This window comes from uncultured Desulfobulbus sp. (genome assembly GCF_963662935.2).
Taxonomy (GTDB): Bacteria; Desulfobacterota; Desulfobulbia; order Desulfobulbales; family Desulfobulbaceae; genus Desulfobulbus.
Window position 1 is genome coordinate 198,884 of sequence record NZ_CAXXTL010000003.1, and the last position, 16,811, is coordinate 215,694.

General features: G+C 59.3%; 14 protein-coding genes. 11 read left to right on the top strand and 3 right to left on the bottom strand.

Annotated features, from left to right (window positions below; genetic code table 11):
- Nucleotides 1–342 precede the first annotated feature (342 nt).
- Nucleotides 343–924, top strand: a complete 582-nt coding sequence (locus ACHZCX_RS19655) for a DJ-1/PfpI family protein (protein WP_319588906.1) — start codon at nt 343–345, stop codon at nt 922–924.
- A gap of 365 nt (nt 925–1,289) precedes the next feature.
- Here the strand turns inward: ACHZCX_RS19655 and ACHZCX_RS19660 are convergent, their stop codons facing one another.
- The 3 genes from ACHZCX_RS19660 to ACHZCX_RS19670 are packed head-to-tail and all read right to left on the bottom strand — an operon-like array spanning nt 1,290 to nt 3,676.
- Nucleotides 1,290–1,943 carry a hypothetical protein gene (locus ACHZCX_RS19660; RefSeq protein ID WP_319588907.1) on the bottom strand — a complete coding sequence of 218 codons (654 nt, stop codon included), beginning with the start codon at nt 1,941–1,943 and terminating at the stop codon, nt 1,290–1,292.
- 4 nt (nt 1,944–1,947) lie between these two features.
- Entirely contained in the window at nt 1,948–2,883 is a 936-nt protein-coding gene (locus ACHZCX_RS19665; protein ID WP_319588908.1) for an LD-carboxypeptidase, read from the bottom strand.
- Nucleotides 2,876–3,676, bottom strand: a complete 801-nt coding sequence (locus ACHZCX_RS19670; RefSeq protein ID WP_319588909.1) for a type III pantothenate kinase — start codon at nt 3,674–3,676, stop codon at nt 2,876–2,878. The genes ACHZCX_RS19665 and ACHZCX_RS19670 overlap by 8 nt, the downstream gene beginning before the upstream one ends.
- 143 nt (nt 3,677–3,819) lie before the next feature.
- Here ACHZCX_RS19670 and cutA point away from each other — a divergent pair, with 143 nt between their 5' ends.
- The 10 genes from cutA to ACHZCX_RS19720 all read left to right on the top strand — a co-directional run bounded on the left by cutA (nt 3,820) and on the right by ACHZCX_RS19720 (nt 16,697).
- Complete coding sequence (gene cutA, locus ACHZCX_RS19675) at nt 3,820–4,155, top strand: divalent-cation tolerance protein CutA (RefSeq protein ID WP_319588910.1); 336 nt, start codon at nt 3,820–3,822, stop codon at nt 4,153–4,155.
- On the top strand, nt 4,155–4,364 hold the full coding sequence (locus ACHZCX_RS19680; protein WP_319588911.1) for a hypothetical protein: 210 nt from the start codon (nt 4,155–4,157) through the stop codon (nt 4,362–4,364). Before cutA ends, ACHZCX_RS19680 begins: the two co-directional genes overlap by 1 nt.
- 200 nt (nt 4,365–4,564) lie before the next feature.
- Complete coding sequence (locus ACHZCX_RS19685; protein WP_319588912.1) at nt 4,565–6,397, top strand: DNA topoisomerase IV subunit B; 1,833 nt, start codon at nt 4,565–4,567, stop codon at nt 6,395–6,397.
- Nucleotides 6,394–8,400 (top strand): DNA topoisomerase IV subunit A, encoded by a 2,007-nt coding sequence (locus ACHZCX_RS19690; protein WP_319588913.1) that lies wholly within the window; start codon nt 6,394–6,396, stop codon nt 8,398–8,400. Before ACHZCX_RS19685 ends, ACHZCX_RS19690 begins: the two co-directional genes overlap by 4 nt.
- A gap of 362 nt (nt 8,401–8,762) precedes the next feature.
- Nucleotides 8,763–9,038, top strand: a complete 276-nt coding sequence (locus ACHZCX_RS19695) for a ferredoxin family protein (protein WP_319588914.1) — start codon at nt 8,763–8,765, stop codon at nt 9,036–9,038.
- A 26-nt stretch (nt 9,039–9,064) separates the two neighbouring features.
- A complete protein-coding gene (locus ACHZCX_RS19700) occupies nt 9,065–10,210 on the top strand; it encodes a 2-oxoacid:acceptor oxidoreductase subunit alpha (protein ID WP_319588915.1) in 1,146 nt (381 codons plus the stop codon).
- A 4-nt stretch (nt 10,211–10,214) separates the two neighbouring features.
- Nucleotides 10,215–11,063: a 2-oxoacid:ferredoxin oxidoreductase subunit beta gene (locus ACHZCX_RS19705; RefSeq protein WP_319588916.1), complete on the top strand. Its 849-nt coding sequence runs from the start codon at nt 10,215–10,217 to the stop codon at nt 11,061–11,063.
- A 39-nt stretch (nt 11,064–11,102) separates the two neighbouring features.
- The gene (locus tag ACHZCX_RS19710; RefSeq protein ID WP_319588917.1) at nt 11,103–11,705 is read left to right on the top strand and encodes a 2-oxoacid:acceptor oxidoreductase family protein; all 603 of its coding nucleotides are present in this window, start codon (nt 11,103–11,105) and stop codon (nt 11,703–11,705) included.
- On the top strand, nt 11,702–15,097 hold the full coding sequence (locus tag ACHZCX_RS19715; RefSeq protein ID WP_319588918.1) for an FAD-dependent oxidoreductase: 3,396 nt from the start codon (nt 11,702–11,704) through the stop codon (nt 15,095–15,097). Before ACHZCX_RS19710 ends, ACHZCX_RS19715 begins: the two co-directional genes overlap by 4 nt.
- Nucleotides 15,090–16,697 (top strand): hydrogenase iron-sulfur subunit, encoded by a 1,608-nt coding sequence (locus ACHZCX_RS19720; RefSeq protein ID WP_319588919.1) that lies wholly within the window; start codon nt 15,090–15,092, stop codon nt 16,695–16,697. The genes ACHZCX_RS19715 and ACHZCX_RS19720 overlap by 8 nt, the downstream gene beginning before the upstream one ends.
- Nucleotides 16,698–16,811: the final 114 nt, after the last annotated feature.

Sequence of the window (16,811 nt, forward strand, 5' to 3'; positions counted from 1 at the left end):
TGTAGCTAACCAACTGACTCTGATTGCGGCCCCCTTGTTAATCGGCGAGCACAAAGTCGTTTTACAGCGATGTATTCACTACCAAGAGCGAGACCCAACAGCCATAAAATCGGAGACAGCCCCCCATTTTCAAATTTCTCTTTGTTCTTCATCAAAACCGAACTTACCTGCAAGCGAGACCAGAAGCGGCCGGTCTTTTCCCGGGCACAGGGCTTGCCTTCTCCGCACGGGTGGTTAAAATTTCCGGCAACCGTGCGGCCGGCGCGCTTCATGTGATGCGGTCGATCTCAATGCCGGAATGCACAACCCATGCAACAACAAGCCATAGATAGGAGGCATACGATGACAGTAAAGAAGATTTTGATGCTGGTTGGTGATTATGTCGAGGATTACGAGGTGATGGTGCCGTTCCAGGCCCTGACCATGCTTGGCTATCAGGTGGATGCGGTGTGCCCGGACAAGAAGGCTGGCGAATTTGTCCGCACCTCGATCCACGATTTCGAGGGCGATCAAACCTACAGCGAGAAGCGGGGTCACAACTTCACCCTCAATGCCGACTTCGCCGCAGTCAAGACGGACGCCTACATCGGCCTGGTGATACCCGGCGGCCGCGCCCCGGAATACCTGCGCCTGAATGAAAAAGTGCTGGCTATCGTCAAGGAATTTGCCGCGGCCAACAAACCGATTGCCGCCATCTGCCACGGTGCCCAGTTACTGAGCGCAGCAGGGGTGCTCAAGGGGCGGGAATGTTCGGCCTACCCGGCCTGCTCGCCGGAGATTCGCCTGGCTGGCGGCCAGTACGTGGACGTGGCCATGGACGCGGCCCATGTCGAGGGCAACCTGGTGACCGCGCCTGCCTGGCCGGCCCATCCCGCATGGTTGGCCAAATTTGTCGACAAGTTGGGCGCGAAGATCAGCATCTGAATTTTTCCAAAGATTTTCTGGGGACCCCGACCGCCTTCAGCCTTGCGCTGACGGCGGTTTTTTATTGCAGCCGGTCCAAGATTGATGGTTTCGTAAAAAGTCGACTCCTGTCATTTCGACGAGCACAGCGAGGAGAAATCTCATAATAATTATAGAGATTTCTCGCTACGCTCGAAATGACACAACCGAGTGTTTTCCTTTTTTACGAGTTCATCAAGATTAGAGTGCGCCAACCCACCATAGCCCGCCGGTCATTGTGCCCCATCCGTTCAATTTCATGATACCTTTTGCCCCGTCCACATTTCCCCGCACTCTCCATCCAGCGTGATCCATCCTGCCGGTAACATTTTCCCGGTCAGGTTCCATCAGAACAGGCTGAGGCGGACATGCCAGCCGCTGGCCAGGATGGTGCCCAGAACGGGCGATTTGATCTCGCGGGGATGGAAGTTGTACTCGTCCTCGGTCAGGAGCGCATACTGCTCGATGGCGGCAAGCCGTTTGGCGCGGAGTCGCAGCAGGGGCAAGGGGATACGCAGCCGGCCGGTCTTGACCCGGTCCGGGCAGATGAGGAAATCGGCGGTCCGCTGCCGGTCCATCAGGTACACGGTCCGGGTGTCGGCGTCGAAGCGGCAATGCAATTCATACAGCCGGTTGATTCCCAAGTGGCTGAACAGCTCGCACCAACGGGTTTCTCGATACCGCCAGGTGAGGACGATCTTTTTGCGTTTGGCGATCGCCGTGACCGGGCAATCCATACTGTTCACGGTGAGCAGGCTTTGCCGCATCTGATCGAGCGAGACCGGATCGCCGCTTCCCCGAAACAGCCAGACCCTTCGCAGCGCCCCATTGGTCAAGGGAATCAGCGCCAGGAGGCCCAGCGATCCCCACAGGCAGGTGGCCACAAGCAGGGTCGATTCATCGAGTTCGGAACGAAGCAGGAACAGCGGCAGGCCGCTGAGCAGGACAGCCAGCGGCAGGATGCAAAGGAACAGCCAAGTGAGCAGGAAACGCTTCAGCATAACCTCAAGCCAAGGTCACAGATTCGGGGTGGAGTTGGAGCGTGCCGGCGCTGGAGTCAATCACCGCTTCCATGCCGATGGGCAGAGTCAGATTGCGCTCCCGGTGGCCCAAAGGAAACCGGGCCCAGATCGGATATCCGGGGGCTGCCAGTTCCAGCACCCGCGACCAGACCTCCTCCTGCAGCCGCAGATTTGCCAGTTCGTCGGTGCCGGTATCAAAATCGCCGAGCACCAGGCCGGCCAGCCGCTGCAAGCGTCCGCCCAGGGCCAACTGAGTCAGCATCCGGTCGATCCGGTACAGAGGCTCGCCGGTATCTTCCAACACCAGAATGCAATCATCCCAAGCAAGCTCCCAGGGGGTGGCGAGCAGATGCACCAAGGTGGTCAGGTTGCCGCCGACGAGCCGTCCCCGGCCGGTGCCGCCACGCAGAATCTCCACTCCCTTGGGTTTGATCCGCTCCTTGAACTCGCCGGTCAGCAGGGAAAAGAGCGAGGCCACCCCTTGCTCGCCGCTGCGCGCCAGGGTCGAAACCATGGGTCCGTGGAGCGCAACCAGTCCGGAACGATCCACCAAGCCATTCAAGAGCACGGTCACATCGCTGAAGCCGACCAGGAACTTCGGCTGCCGCCGAAATAGTTCCCAATCCAACTGCTCGACCATCCGCAGGCAGCCATAGCCGCCCCGGATTGCCAGAATGGCCTTGACCTCCTCATCACTCCAGAGGGCGTGCAGGTGCTCAGCCCGCCGCTCGTCGCTGTCGGACAAATAGCCTTCCCCCTGTTCGACCGGTCCCCGTACCTTGACCGCAAAACCCACATCCTCGATCAGCTTGATCCCGGCCTGCAGCCGCTGGACATCGCGGACCGGTCCGGCCGGGCAGAACAGGCCGATGGTGTCTCCTCGTTTCAGCCGGGGCGGCAGGATCGGCCGGTCACTCATCTTTGCCTTTACAGTTGAGCCGATAGATAAGCTCCAGGCCATTGAGGGTCAGTTGCGGATCGATCTCGTCGATGCTCTTGGTATAGGGTTTGATCAATTCCGCCATGCCGCCGGTGGCAATGGTCTGAGCCCGTTCCCGATCCGGGGTCAGTTGTTTGCTCAGCACCTCCACCATCCGGTCGACCAGGCCGCCGAAGCCGTACAAGGCACCGGAATGGATGGCCTTGACCGTGGTGGTGCCGATGGGATGATCGGGGGTCACATCGATGTCGAGCCGGGGCAGCTTGGCGGTCCGGGTGGCCAGGGCGTCGAGGGAGATGCCAATGCCTGGATGGATGGTGCCGCCGACATAGGCAGGTTCCCCGTTGACGCAGTCAAAGGTGATGGCTGTGCCGAAATCGATAACGATCAACGGCGTATGGAACCGCTCCCAGGCCGCCACAGCGTTGACGATCCGGTCGGCCCCTACCTCGGCCGGGTTCTCGGTGGCCACTTTCATTCCCAGCTTGATGGTGTTGGTGACGGCTAGAGGCGGCTGCCGCAACTTGGTCAGGTAGCTGCGGGCAAAATGGAGCCAGCTGGATTCCAGGGTCGGCACCACCGAGGCAATGATGAACCCGGTGATCTGGTCCGGATTGATACCGGCCATCTGAAACAGGGCGTGGTAGCGGATGGCCAGCTCATCGGCGGTGCGATCCTGGCGCGACTGCAGCCGCCAGTTGCCCACCAGTTGGCCTTTTTTGAAAATACCGCTCACGGTATGGGAATTTCCGACATCCACGGCAAAGAGCATAAGAGCACCTGTTTGAAGGATAAAGAGAGAAAGCTGTGGTTTGAATTTTTCAAAAGCGCTGGTAAGATATTCCACTTTACAAAAATATTCCAGCCCGAGCTGGAGCGCGGGTGCTTGTCACTGTTTTTTTGATGGAGAACATTATGACACCTTTTATCCAGGTGATCACCACCCTGGCCGATAAAACGAGCGCGGAGCAACTGGCCGCGCAGCTTCTGGAGCAACGCCTTGCAGCCTGCGTCCAGATCAGCCCCTGCACCTCCTGGTACCGCTGGCAGGGGGCGATTGAACAGAGCGAAGAGATGGTCTGCACCATCAAATCGCGCCGCGATCTCTTCCCCGACCTCTGCCGGGCTCTTCGAGCCCTTCACCCCTACCAGGTGCCGGAAATCCTGGCTTCGCCGGTGGTTGCCGGGGGCGAGAGTTATCTCGACTGGCTGAACCAGGAACTGCGACCGCCCAAGGAGAACATGGACTGATGGATCAACTGCAAAAAAAACCGGTGCGCGGCCGCCGGGGAAAAAAGGCATTCCGCTGCCACTGCTGCAAAGAAGAAAAGCCCTTCTGTTGGAACTGCGGCTGCGGCTTCCAGATCTGCCCCAGCTGTTTCGAGGAAAACAAGTGGGGCATGAGCAACGGCCCCACCTGGATCTGCCCAGACTGCGAGCGCGTCCACATGATGGAGTAAAACGCAATAGAGCGGATGCACGCTTTTCTTTGACTTGCAGAGGCGAGATAAGTACAGTGCGCCCGCTGCACGTTTGCCGCTGCTGCTTTCTTGAAAAAGTTACCTTTTTAAGAGCAATGAGGAGTGATCAACCCGCCCGCTGCCCTGATTGTTTCCTCTTTTTTTGGCTCCAGTCTAACCATCTACTTCCCTCGATACGCATGGCTGAACACCAATACGACGAATCCAAGATCAAAACGCTGAGTTCGCTGGAGCATATCCGCAAACGGCCGGGAATGTACATTGGCCGCCTCGGCGACGGCTCGCATCCCGATGACGGCATCTATATCCTGCTCAAAGAGATCCTGGATAACGCGGTTGATGAATTTATCATGGGCTGCGGCAAGCGGATCGACATCGCCGTAGCCGAAGACGGCTGCTGCCGGGTGCGCGATTACGGCCGCGGCATTCCGCTCGGCAAGGTGGTGGAATGCGTCTCGGTGATCAACACCGGCGCCAAATACAATACCGAAGTCTTCCAATTTTCCGTAGGGCTCAACGGCGTCGGCACCAAGGCAGTCAATGCCCTCTCCACCCGGTTCGTGGTGACCGCCTTCCGCGACGGCCACTTCAAGACAGCCACCTTTGCCCAAGGCATTCTTCAGCACGAGGAGGAAGGCGAAGCCAAGGAAAAAAACGGCACCCTGGTGGAGTTTCTCCCGGACCCCGAACTTTTCCCGGCCTACCAGTACGACCCGCAATATGTGGAACAGCGGCTCTGGCGCTATGCCTACCTCAATGCGGGCTTGAGTCTCTATCTCGACGGCGCCCTCTTTTTTTCCAAAAACGGCCTCCTGGATCTGTTGGATCGCGAGGTCAGCAGCGAGCGGATCTTCCCGCCGATCCATTTTGCCGACAAGGCCCTGGAATTCGCCTTCACCCACACCGACGACTACGGCGAATCCTATTTCTCCTTTGTCAACGGCACCTATACCAGCGAGGGTGGCACCCATCTTTCGGCTTTCCGCGAGGGCATTCTCAAGGGGGTCAACGAGTTCACCGGCAAGAAATTCAATGGCCTCGACGTCCGCGACGGTATCGTCGGCATCCTGGCGGTCAAGGTCCAAGATCCGGTGTTTGAATCGCAGACCAAAAACAAGCTCGGCAATACGGACATCCGCACCGGCATCGTTAACACCGTCAAGGATGCGGTGGCGACCCATCTCTATAAATATCCGGAGACCGCCGAAGTTTTAGTCGACAAGGTGCAGCGCAACGAACGGGTGCGACGCGAGTTGCAGTCGGTCCGCCGCGATGCCAAGGCCAAGGCCAAAAAAATCGCCTTCAAAATCCCCCAGCTCAAGGACTGCAAATATCACCCTGCCCGCGGCAACCCTTCCAAGCCGGGCCGCGAGAACATGCTCTTCATTACCGAGGGCCAGTCCGCCGCCGGCTCCATCGTCACGGCCCGCGACCCCATGACCCAGGCGGTCTTCTCGCTCAAGGGCAAGCCGTTGAACGTACTTGGCCAGCGGCTCGACGTACTCTACAAAAACGAGGAGATGTACTCGCTGATGCAGGCCCTCAATATCGAGGAATCGATTAACGATCTCCGTTTCGACAAGGTCATCCTTGCCACCGACGCCGACGTCGACGGCCTCCATATCCGCAATCTCATGCTCACCTTTTTCCTCCACTACTTCGAGCTGCTGGTCAAGCATGAGCGTGTCTATATTTTGGAAACGCCGATCTTCAGGGTCCGCAATAAAGAAAAAACCTTTTACTGCTATTCCGACCAGGATATGGCCGAGGCGATTATTGCCCTCAAGGCCAAGAGCAAGGCCGACCGCTCCATTGAGACCACCCGCTTCAAGGGATTGGGCGAGATCTCGCCGCCCGAGTTCAAGCAGTTCATCGGCTCGGACATGCGGATCAAACAGGTGCGGATCGACAGTCTCAGTGAGGTCAGCCGGGTCCTGCGGTTCTACATGGGCAAGAATACGCCGGAACGCAAGCAGTACATCATGGACCATTTGATCGTGAGGCCGGTATGAGCGAGACCACCGAGCCGCAACGCGGCAAACTGCACCAGCTGTTCGACACCAATTTCCTCGATTACACCTCCTACGTCATCCGCGAGCGGGCCATCCCCGACGTCGACGACGGCCTCAAGCCGGTGCAGCGGCGGCTCTTGCAGACCTTGCACAACATGGATGACGGCCGCTTCCACAAGGTGGCCAATGTGGTCGGTGAGACCATGAAGCTGCACCCGCACGGCGACCAGTCGATTTTTGATGCCCTGGTCAATCTGGCCAACAAAGGGTACCTGGTCGATCGCCAGGGTAACTTCGGCAACATCTTCACCGGCGATCAGGCCTCGGCTCCCCGGTACATTGAATGCCGCCTGTCGCCGCTGGCGCTCGAGACCCTGTTCAACAAAGACCTGACCGAGTTCATCGATTCCTACGACGGCCGCATGCAGGAACCGGTACGGCTGCCGGCCAAGATCCCACTCTTGCTGCTGCTCGGCGCCGAAGGTATTGCGGTCGGCATGGCCACCAAGATCATGTCGCACAATTTTGGCGAACTGCTCCAGGCCCAGATCGACTATCTGCGCGGCAAGGAATTTATTCTCTATCCCGACTTTCTCCGGGGCGGGATCATTGATGTCGCAGATTACAACCACGGCAACGGCCGCCTCCTCTGCCGGGTGAAGCTGGAACAGCCGGATGCCAAGACTATTGTCGTCACCGAACTGCCCTACAACATCACCACCCAGTCCCTGATCGAGTCGATTGAAAAGGCGGCCAAGGCGGGTAAACTCAAAATCGCCTCGATAAACGACTATACCGCCGAGAAGGTCGAGGTCGAAATCAAGCTAGCGCGCGGTGTCCTGGCCGAGGAGACCATCGACGCCCTCTACGCCTTCACCGACTGTGAGCTGAGCGTTTCCCCCAGCCTGGTGACCATCGAGGAGAATATGCCCCGCCAGTTGGAGGTGGAGGTGATCCTCAAGCGCAACACCGACCGGCTGCTCCACAATCTGCAAGCGGAGCTGACCATTGAACTGGGGCGGCTGGAGGAAAAATGGCATGCCCGCAAACTGGAGCAGATCTTCATCGAGGATCGGCTCTACAAGGAGATCGAGGAAAAGATCAACTACAAGGCGGTGGTCAGCACCATCCGCCAGTCGCTGATCCCCTATGCCGAAGAACTGCAGCGCAAGATCACCACCGAGGATGTGGAACGGCTACTGGAAATCAAGATTCGCCGCATCTCCCGCTACGACATCAACCGCCAGGAAAAGGAACTGCGGGAGATCGAAAAGGCCATTGCCCAGATCAAGCAGCACCTGACCGACATGGTCGGCTTCACCATTGGCTACATCGAGGATCTCTTGGCCAAATACGGGCCGATGTTTCCCCGGCGGAGCGAACTCAAAGCCTTTGACGAGATCGATGCGCGGGCCGCGGCCCTCTCCAACCTCACGGTCGGCTACCACCGGGAGACCGGCTTCATTGGTCACAAGATCAAGGCCGAGGAGGCAGGCGGCGAGCATGAACTCTGCTGCTCCGAGTACGACCGGTTGCTGCTGATTTTTAAAGACGGCCTCTACAAGGTGATCCCTGTGCCGGACAAACTCTTTATCGGCCCGGACCTCCACTGGATGGGCGTGGTAAAAAACGATCTGGTCTTCAACCTGATCTACCGTCACGGTCCGGAGAACTTGGCCTATGTCAAACGCTTCGCCACCCCGAAATTCATCCTCAACCGGGAATACCGGCTGTTTGACGCGGACAAGCGTTCCACCATTCTCCTCCTTCTGCTCGGCAAAGAGGGATTGCGGGTCCGGGCCAGCCTGGCACCCTCAGCCAGGGCCAAGCATAATGCCGTGGAAATCGATCTGGACGATTTTCTTATCAAAGGGGCCAGCGCCAAGGGCAAGCGCATCTCCAACCGCACCGTTCGCCGGATCACCGATATCAGCGGCACGCCCAAAAAAAAGGTGCTCAGTCCGCTGGAACTGCCCGGCTTTGAGAGTGGAGAAAAAGAGTGAGGGGGTTGGTCACCCCATGCCTCTGATCAACCCAACACCCATTTTTGAGAACCCATCGCCCCACCGCTCCTAACGACAGAAAGCCACCTGAACGCTTCCCACATCACCGCCCGCCACCAGCTTGCCGCAACAAAAGAGACAACAAACAACAAAATTGAAGACACCGTCACAAAAACAGTGGCGGTGTCTTTATTTTTTCTAGCAAAAACCTGGATGCCCCTTGACACCTGTCTGTTTTTCCAGTTTATTCAAATTTTTGCAAGGCAGGGGTCAGTTCTGGCCTTTGCTTTTTCAGTGCAAACAGCTGTTCTCTTTCCCCTGTTTGCACGACGGCAACCTTTATCCCATCACAGGCAGGCAATATGGCATTTTGGCGAGTCCCGCTTGACGCGCAGGAAATACAGGTCACCAGAGGCCTGGTCACGATCATCGACGATCGGTGCAAAGGCTGCGGCTACTGCATCGAGTTCTGCCCCAAAGACATCCTCCAGTTTTCCGACACGTACAACCGCAAGGGCTACCATCCCCCCGTGGTGACCAAACCCGACGAGTGCGTCAACTGCCACTACTGCGAGATCATCTGTCCCGAATTCGCCATCTATTCGGTGGAAATGGATTCTGCGGCCGTTCCTAAATAATCCCCCAACGAGGCAAGACCCCTGTTATGAAACCAGCTGTTCTCACTGGCGAACACTATATCACCGGCGATGTGGCCTGCGCTGAGGGAGCGATTGCGGCAGGCTGCCGTTTTTTCGGCGCCTATCCGATCACCCCGGCCACCGAGGTGGCCGAGCACATGGCCGAGAGGCTGCCCGACATCGGCGGCACCTTTATCCAGATGGAAGACGAGATCGCAGCCATTGCCTCGATCCTCGGCGCCGCCTGGACCGGCGTCAAGTCCATGACCGCCACTTCCGGCCCCGGATTCAGCCTGATGATGGAAAACCTGGGCCTTGCCGTCTGCACCGAGACCCCCTGCGTGATTGTCAATGTCCAGCGGACCGGTCCCTCCACCGGCCTGCCCACCCAGACCGGCCAAGGCGACATGATGCAGGCCCGCTGGGGCTCGCACGGCGATTACGAATTGATCGCCCTGGCCCCCTCCTCGCCGCAGGATTGCTTTTACCAGACCATCCGCGCCTTCAACCTCAGCGAGAAATACCGGGTCCCGGTCCTGATCATGTCCGATGAGATCGTTGGCCACATGAGCGAAAAGGTGACCATCCCCGAAGCAAGCACCATCCACTTGATCGACCGGCCCAAACCCACCGGCCGCAAGGACCGTTTTAAGCTCTACGAACCCGGCCCCAACGGGGTGGCTCCCATGCCGGCCATAGGTGACGGCTACAATATCCATGTCACCGGCCTGACCCACGATGAGCGCGGCTACCCGGCCATGACCGTCGAGGCCCAGGAGCAGATGATGACCCGGATCAAAGGTAAGATCCGCAACAACCTCGACGACATCATCGAGACCGAAAGCTACCGCATGGAGGATGCCGAAATCGTGATCGTCAGCTACGGCATTTCGGTTCGCACCGGCCTTGCCGCCGTTGATCATGCCAGAGCCCTGGGCTACAAGGCCGGACTCTTGCGGCTAGTGACGGTTTGGCCCTTTCCGGAGGCGATGATCCGCGAGATCGCCACCCGCGTCAAAGGCTTCATCACCGTCGAGATCAACCTCGGTCAGGTCCATTACGAGGTCGAGCGTTGCACCGGCGGCAAAGCCCCAGCCTATCTTGTGGGCAGTGCCGGCGGCAAGATCATCCACCCGGACAAGGTGATTGCCCGCATCCAGGAGGAGTTTTAAGATTATGACCACCAATCCGAAAAAACTGGCTAAACAGCCGGAACATCCACTCGATGACCTGATCCGCACCGAACGCATTCCCCACATCTGGTGTCCGGGCTGCGGCATCGGTACGGTCTTCTCCTCCTGCCTCAGCGCCATCAAGGCTACCGAGATTCCCTATAACAAATTCACCATGGTCTCGGGCATCGGCTGCTCGGCACGCGGCGCCGGCTATATCAAGCTCGATTCCTTTCATACCACCCACGGCCGGGCCATCCCCTTTGCCAGCGGCATTAAGATGGCCAATCCGGAGTTGAAGGTGATTGTGTTTTCGGGCGACGGCGACCTCTTTGCCATTGGCGGCAACCATTTTATCCATGCAGCCCGCCGCAACATGGATCTGACCGTGATCTGCGTTAACAACCTGACCTACGGCATGACCGGCGGGCAATGTGCGGCCACCACCCCCAACATGGCAAAATCAACCACCACGCCGCTGGGTAACCCGGACGCCCCTTTCAACCTGCCGCTGCTCGCCTATGCCGCCGGAGCCTCATATGTGGCCCGCTGGACCATCCTCCAGACCAGGGACCTGACCACCGCCATCAATGAGGCCATTGTCCGCAAAGGTTTTTCGTTCATCGAGGTGTTGTCGCCCTGCCCGATCAACTATGGCCGCCGCAACAAGGAAAAACCGCTCGACACCCTCAAGCTCTACCAGGACCGGACCATTATCAAGAACGGCGCTGATCCGGCCCGGGCGGACATTGATTTTGAAAAAGGCGTGATCATCGGCAAGTTCATCGATATCGATCGTTCCACCTGCGATGACCGCTACACCGAGATGCACCGTCCCTGCAGTGACGACTGATTTTCATCCATCCCCCCTGCTTCGGTAACGACCACACCCATGAGTACACACGCACACACCAACCAGACCGAGATCATTGTCACCGGCTTCGGCGGCCAGGGCATCATCCTGGCCGGACGCATCCTTGGCATGTCGGCCTCGCTCGGCGATAAAAAAGAAAGCACCCTGGTGCAGGCCTACGGCCCGGAGTCGCGCGGCGGTGCCTGCAACGCCCAGGTGATCATCTCGGACCGGCCGATTCACTATCCCTACGTCAACACCCCGCAGATCCTGCTGGCAATGTCCCAAGCCGGGTACGATAAATTTGCCCCAACCCTGGTCAAAGACTCGGTTCTTCTGGTCGACCAGGATCTGGTGCATCCGGAACAGGTTCCCTGCGACCACTTCGCCATCCCCGCAACTCGGATGGCCGAGAATCTGGGCAACAAAATGATGGCCAACATTATCATGATCGGTTTCTGCACCGCGATCACCGAGGCAGTTTCCAGCGAGGCGGCCAAGGCGACCATCGCCGAATCGGTGCCCAAGGGAACGGTGGAACGGAACATCGAAGCCTACACCAAGGGATTCGACTACGGTCTTTCCACCCTCAAGGGCCGGATAAAACGGGCCGCCGGCCAGACAGGAGCCTTGGCGCAATGAAACGACAAAAAGAACGCCTCTATCGGGTGATTGTCGCCGGTGCCACGCCGGAAGGCATCGCCGCCACCAACAAGCTGGGCGAACTGGGCATCCCGGTCACTCTGATTGACGCCGATCCCGATCTTGACCGCAAACTGGCGGCCGAGGAATACCGGTTTCCCTCGGGGTTGAGCTTCAATTATGCCCACCGGCCCGGATTGATCCGGATCATGCGCAACAGCTCGATCCGCACCCTGCTGCCGGCGCGGATCACCTCGATCAAGCACACCCCCCAAGGATTCAGCGTCCGCATCGATCAAGAGCAGACCTTTATAGATCCTGACCGCTGCGCGCTCTGCGGCAAATGCGTCGCCGCCTGTCCGGTGGAGCATCCGGAAAACGGCAAAGCCTTGCGTTACTCTGCTCGCACCAGTTTGCCCGGCCGCCCCTACATCGACAAGCGCAAACAGCCGCTCTGCCAGGAGAATTGCCCGCTGGGCGTTAATGCCCAGGGTTATATTGCCTTGGCTGCTCAAGGCAAATATGACGAGGCTCTGGCCTTGATCCGCCGGGACAACGTCCTGCCCGGTATCTGCGGCCGCATCTGCACCCACCCTTGCGAGGATGCCTGCAGGCGGGGCGGGGTTGACGACCCCGTCTCCATTCGCGCGATCAAACGGTTCCTTGCTGACTTTGAGGGCGCCGAAACAGCCCAGCAGGACGCGACCATTCAAGGACCGGCTGCGCAAATAGAACCGACCCGGCCGGAAAAAATCGCGGTGATCGGTTCCGGTCCGGCCGGTATCGCCACTGCCGCCGATCTGGCCCGCAAAGGCTACGGAGTCACCGTCTTTGAAAAAGAAAAAGAAATCGGTGGTCTGCTCCGCTACGGCATCGGTGCTCACCGGCTGCCGCGCTCCATCCTGGATCGGGAGATTACCCTGATCGAGCGGATGGGCGTTACCTTTGTCACCAGCCATGCCATTGATCTGGCGGGCGATTTCGACCGTCTGACCACGGAATATGACGGGTTGGTCCTCTCCACCGGCACCTGGCACGACCGCAGGATGGGAGTGGCCGGTGAGGATCTGGAAGGTGTCGAGGGTTGCCTTGCTTTCCTTGCCCGCCGGCAGTGGGACAATCTGACCAGCCTGCCCGAACGGGTGGCGGTAATCGGCGACGGCAATTCCGCCTTTGATCTCGCCCGCACCCTGGCCCGCATGGGCGCCACCGTGAGCATCATCTCCTGGTTTGGTGCCGAGCATATTCCGGCCGACCCGGACGAGGTGCGCGAGGCAATCGAAGAAGGCATTACTATTGTTGATGCCACTCAAGTCGTTGCCTTCCGGGGAGAAAACAACCGGTTCAGCCACATCGAGTGCATGCGCACCGTCCCCGGCCCACCCGATGCCCGCGGCATTGTCTGGCCGGTTTTTGCCGAAGGCCAGCAACCTTTCAGCCTTGCCTTTGACCGCGCCTTTGTCGCCATCGGCCAGATAGGCGGCTTCAATGCGCAAACGTTCGGTGGCCGGATTGCGGTCAATGAGCGCGGCTTCATCGAGACCGATCAGGAGCTGCACACCTCCCATCCGCACGTTTATGCCGCCGGCGACACCGTCTCCGGCCCTTCCTCGGTGGTCAAGGCCATGGCCTCGGGCCGCAAAGCAGCGAGGACGATCCACTTCGATCTCACCGGCATCCAAGAAGAACGACCTGTTTCCCGGCCGGAATCCAAGGATTTCCGCTGCATCCCCGAAGACCTGCCCCAACAGCAGCGCACATCGATGCCCGAGCGGCAGGCTGCCGAGCGCAAGAGCAATTTCTCCGAGGTGGCCCTGGGATTTAATGCCCTGCAGATGGCCGCCGAGGCCAGCCGTTGCCTGCAGTGCGGTGTTTGCTCCGAATGCCTGCAGTGCGTGGCCGCTTGCGGCGCACTCAAGGCCATCGACCACTTTCAGGAAAAGGAAGAGATCGTTGAGCAATGTGGCGCGGTGATTGTCGCCGATCCAGCTATCGCCCCCAACATCAAGGGCGACGACATCATCCGCGCCTATGGGCCCAAGGCGGCCCGGTCCGACGTCAACGACATGATTATCCGCGGCTTTGACGCCGCTGCCCGGGCTATGCTGCTCCTGGGCGGGGCCTCCAAAAAAACCAAAGGCCACGGCCTCTCCGTCTCCGTACCCGATGCCGGCCTCTCCCCGGAAATCCGCATCGGCGTCTTTGCCTGCCGCTGCAACGACTCCCTCGGCTGGCTGGACGGCATGGACGAGTATCTGGCCCAGTTGCCCGCTACGGATCCGGCCATCATCCACACCGAAATGCTAACCTCGGCCTGCGTCAAAGAAGGGACTTCCGCCATAATCCGGGCGGTCCGGGAAAAGGGCATCACCCGCCTCGTGCTCGCTTCCTGCGTTTGCTGCCCGCTCAACTTCGTTTGCAGTGCTTGTACCGACCAGCGCAGCCGGCTGAAGAGCAACCTTTTTCTGGGCACGGGTATCAGCCGGTCCATGGTCGAAACCTGCAATCTGCGCGGCGAAATCCTGCGGCTGGTCGAATCCAACCCGGAACTCGCCCTGGAACGGTTCCAGGGACTGTTGCAACGCTCGATCCAGCGGACTCGGCACCTCAAACCGCTGCTGGCCGTGGACCGCAACTACAACTTTGCCGCCGCCGTTATCGGCAATTCGCCGGCAACCATCACCAGCGCCCTGACCCTTGCCGATTCCGATCACGAGGTCTTCCGCTTCGGCACCACCGAACAGCCGCTCAGCGACCTGGTCGACCACGCCAATATCCACAATTTCCCCAACTGGCACGTCAAGGGGATCAAAGGCACCATCGGCGACTTTCAGATCCTGGTCGAATCCGAGGACCATAGCCAGATTCTCCGGGCCGGTACGGTCATCCTCGGTGAAAAGGCGCGGCGGCGCATCGCCTACACCCATCAGGAAGGTTTGCCGAGCGCCACCGTCGAGGCCGTGATCCAGGAACGCGGCGTCAACGGCATCCCTTTCGCCTACCCCTGCGCCACCTCGGTCCCTGGTCTGTACCTGGCCGAACCGCCGGATATTAACGTCTCCAAACTCAAAAAAGGGACGGCGGCGGCGATGATGGTGGCTGCTGCCATGCCGCGCGGGCCGCGCCAGTCCAAAGGATTTACTGCGGCCATCGACGGGAAACTCTGCCGGGGCTGCGGCCGATGCGCCAATGTCTGCCTCTACCATGCGGTCACCCTGCAGCCTAACGATGTGGGGGGCTGGCACGCCTTTGTCGACGAGGCCCTCTGCAAAGGCTGCGGCAACTGCCTCTCGGTCTGCCCGACCGGCGCTGCCGACAGCCCCTACCGCAACCGCGCCTATCTCGAGCAAGCCCTCGAGGAACTTCTCTCCAGGGACAGCGTCCATGAATAAGCCAACCACCGACACCAAAGTGAATATCCTCCTTTTTCTCTGCAATTGGGGGGCGCATGCCGCCTTCCTGACCCTGCAGGACCAGCGGCGTCCCATTCCCAATGAGATCCGCATGGTGCGGACGCCCTGCGCCGGCCGCATCGACCGGGCCATGCTGCTCAAGGCCTTTGCCAAGGGAGCCGACGGCGTCGCCCTGATCGGCTGCGAGCCGGGAACCTGCCGCTACGGCAGCGGCACGGCCACCTCCCAGCGCAACACCCAGGATGTGCAGCAGATCCTCGACATCATGGGATTAGGGAGCGAACGGCTGCGCTTTGCCGCTTTTCTTCCGGAGCAATCGGAGGAGATGCTCACTTTTCTCGAAGACTTCAGTGCTGATATCCGCACCCTCGGGCCAGCCGGTATTCAGGCAGCTCCCGTGGTCCCGGTGCCGGATCCGATCGCGCGTAAACAGGAACTCAAACAGTTGGTCGAGACCTACGACATCCACGCCTGCCAGGATTGCGGCAAGTGTTCCTCTGCCTGCCCCCTGGCCTTGATCGGCAAACCCTTCTCTCCCCGGGCCATTGCCTCGGCGGTGATCACCGGCGGCATCCACGCTCCCGGTGTTCAGGAAAATGCCTGGTCCTGCCTGACCTGTGGCCTCTGCTACGACCGTTGCCCCTCGGCGGTCAATTTTCCGGCTTTCATCAAGGATCTTCGTCACCTCTACCGCCAGACCGAACTCCCCGGCCAGGAGGTGCATGGCGGCTTCTTCCATTCGTTGATGCGCTCGATGACGTCAAAGGCGATCACCCCCCAACGCTGGGCCGGCCTGCCCGAGGAAATCCGTATCGATCCGGAGAGCACCACCCTCTTTTTCGGAGGCTGTGCGCCCTATTATGACATCTTCTTCGGCAAGCACAGCGATGTGCAGACCAATAAGATCCTGATCGACAGTCTGCGGCTGTTGAACTTCTTTGATGTTGCCCCCCGGTTGCAGGCAGATGAGCGTTGCTGCGGTCACGACCTCTTATGGTCCGGCGATAAGGAAAATTTCACCCGGCTTGCCCGGCTCAATGTGGACCGGCTGCACGAACTCGGCATCGAAACCGTGATCACCACCTGCCCGGAATGTTACATGACTCTCCACACCACCTATGCCGAACAGGGGTTGGAGCCTCGTTTCAAGGTGGTGCATCTCTACGATTTTCTAGAAGAACAGATCGACAAGGGTGCAGTCGGCTTCAAACCGCTGGAACGTTCGATCACCTTCCAGGATTCCTGCCGCCTTGGCCGTCTGGAGAACCGGACCGACCTGCCGCGCAAACTGCTCAAACGGCTCAAACCGCTCCAATTCGTGGAAATGAAGGAATCGGGCGGGGCTGCTATCTGCTGTGGCAACTGCGCCTGGACCGGCTGCGATTCCTACAGCAAGGCCATGCAGGTCAGGCGGCTCGAGCAGGCGCACGCCACCGGCAGCGACCTCCTGGTCACCGCCTGCCCCAAATGCCAGATCCACCTCAAATGCGCCATGGAAGACCCCTTCCGCCGCGAACAACTCAGTATTGAAACCATGGACCTGACCAGCGTTATCGCCCAGACCATCCGCTGGGAATGAGATGAGGCTGAGCGCCTGGAGCGGTTGAGTCTGTTAGGCAAAACGCTCCAGACTCAAGAGCTACAGACTACAAAGCTAAAAAGCTACAGACTAAACAACTAACAAGCTAACCAG